General features: G+C 62.2%; 1 protein-coding gene. It reads left to right on the top strand.

What is annotated here, in order from left to right; translation table 11 throughout:
* Positions 1–640 (top strand): IS21-like element helper ATPase IstB (gene istB, locus AAIL68_RS17565; protein ID WP_347141072.1); only part of this gene is annotated, 640 nt, incomplete at both ends.

Below are 640 nucleotides of genomic sequence, written 5' to 3'. Positions count from 1 at the left end.
ATACCTCGCCCGGCTTGTTGAGCTGGAGTTGATCGACCGGGAGCGGAGGATGGTCGAACGCCGCATCAAGGCCGCCAAATTCCCCACGGTCAAAAGCCTCGACAGCTTCGACTTCAGCGCCATACCGAAGCTCAACAAGATGCAGGTGCTGGAACTGGCGCGGTGTGAATGGATCGACCGTCGCGAGAACGTCATTGCCCTCGGCCCAAGTGGCACGGGCAAGACGCACATTGCCCTTGGCCTCGGACTGGCAGCTTGCCAGAAGGGGCTCTCCGTTGGCTTCACCACCGCCGCGAGCCTGGTCAGTGAGATGATGGAGGCCCGCGACGAGCGCCGCCTGCTTCGCGTTCAGAAGCAGATGGCCGGTTACAAGCTGCTCATCATCGATGAGCTGGGCTTCGTGCCGCTGTCCAAGACCGGTGCCGAATTGCTGTTCGAACTGATCTCGCACCGCTACGAGCGCGGCGCGACCCTGATCACCAGCAATCTGCCCTTCGATGAATGGACCGAGACCTTCGGCTCCGAGCGCCTCACCGGCGCACTGCTCGACCGGCTGACCCACCACGTCAGCATCCTCGAGATGAACGGCGAGAGCTATCGCCTCGCCAACAGCACTGCCCGAAAGCGGCAACAAAAGTCC

This window comes from Paracoccus sp. SSK6, from assembly GCF_039770665.1.
Lineage (GTDB): Bacteria > Pseudomonadota > Alphaproteobacteria > Rhodobacterales > Rhodobacteraceae > Paracoccus.
The sequence above is the reverse complement of the archived record's forward strand: the minus strand, read 5'-3'. Positions and strand labels throughout refer to the sequence as shown.